General features: G+C 57.8%; 1 protein-coding gene. It reads left to right on the plus strand.

Annotated features, from left to right (window positions below):
- A partial coding sequence (locus tag L6990_RS11790) for an RHS repeat-associated core domain-containing protein (protein WP_336604481.1) occupies window positions 1–1,059 on the plus strand: 1,059 nt, incomplete at both ends.

A 1,059-nucleotide genomic window follows, 5' to 3' on the forward strand; every position in this document is an offset into this window, starting at 1 on the left:
TACGTCACTGATGGTGGCTGGGCCACCATCGACACCCGCACCACCGGTGACGGTGAGCAAACCACCACGACCACCTATTACAGCCCCCAAGGCCTGGTCATCGGTATCGATGATTCTGTAGAGGGCTTGCGTCTCTTTTCTTACGATGAGGCCCATCAGCTAACTGCTGTGCGTTCTGCTGCTGGTGTGCATTCTTTTGTTTATGATCAGGCTGGTTTTCTGATCAAGGAGGCCACTGCTGATGGTGTGGTGCGCGAGTACTCTTATGATGGGGCTGGTCAGCTGGTTGGTTTGGCTGATTCTGTTTTGGGGTCTAGTGAGTTGGTCTATGACGGGTTGGGCCGTCGTGTGCGCTGGGTGGGCGGTGATGGTGTTGTTACTGAGTTTGGGTTTTCGCCGGTTGGTTTGTTGGGCGAGGTGAGCACTAGGGTTGCTGGTGCTGGTGCCGGGGCTGATGCTGGCCAGGTGGTGCGTTTGTGGAATGATGCGTTGGGTCAGGTTGCTGGTGCCAAGGGGACCGGTGTACCTGCTGAGAAGGGAACAGATGTTCAGGGGACCGGTGTGTGTTCTGTGGTGTGGGATCCGGTAGCTGGTGCGCCTGCGGTGAGTGCTCTTGGTGGTGTGCCGGTGTCTTTGGACTCTTGGGTGGGGCAGGATGTTCTGGGGTCTCGTGGTGTGGATCCGTTTGGTGTTTCGCCTGTGGCCGGTGGTGCTGTTGGGTCTGTTGCTGGGGCTGCTTCTGCTTCTGCTGCTTCTTCCTCCTCTTCTGCTGCTGCTGTTCCTGGTTTTGGTGTGAGTGTTGCTGGGTCTTTGCAGGTTGCTGGCCTGGAGATCCTAGGGGTTCGTGCCTATGATGCGGCCTCTCGTGGGTTTATTTCCCCTGACCCGCTGGCCTCGCCGGTGGGTGCTGGTTGGGGTTCTAATGTGTATGCGTTTGTGGGGAATGATCCGGTGGGGTTGGTGGATCCGTGGGGTTTGTCGCCGATGACCGCTGGTGAGTTTAGGGAGTATCGTGCTGATACTCGGGGCCGTGCTGGTGAGCGGATTGTCTCTGGTGTG

The sequence above is a fragment of the Rothia endophytica genome, assembly GCF_928381505.1.
Lineage (GTDB): Bacteria > Actinomycetota > Actinomycetes > Actinomycetales > Micrococcaceae > Rothia > Rothia endophytica_A.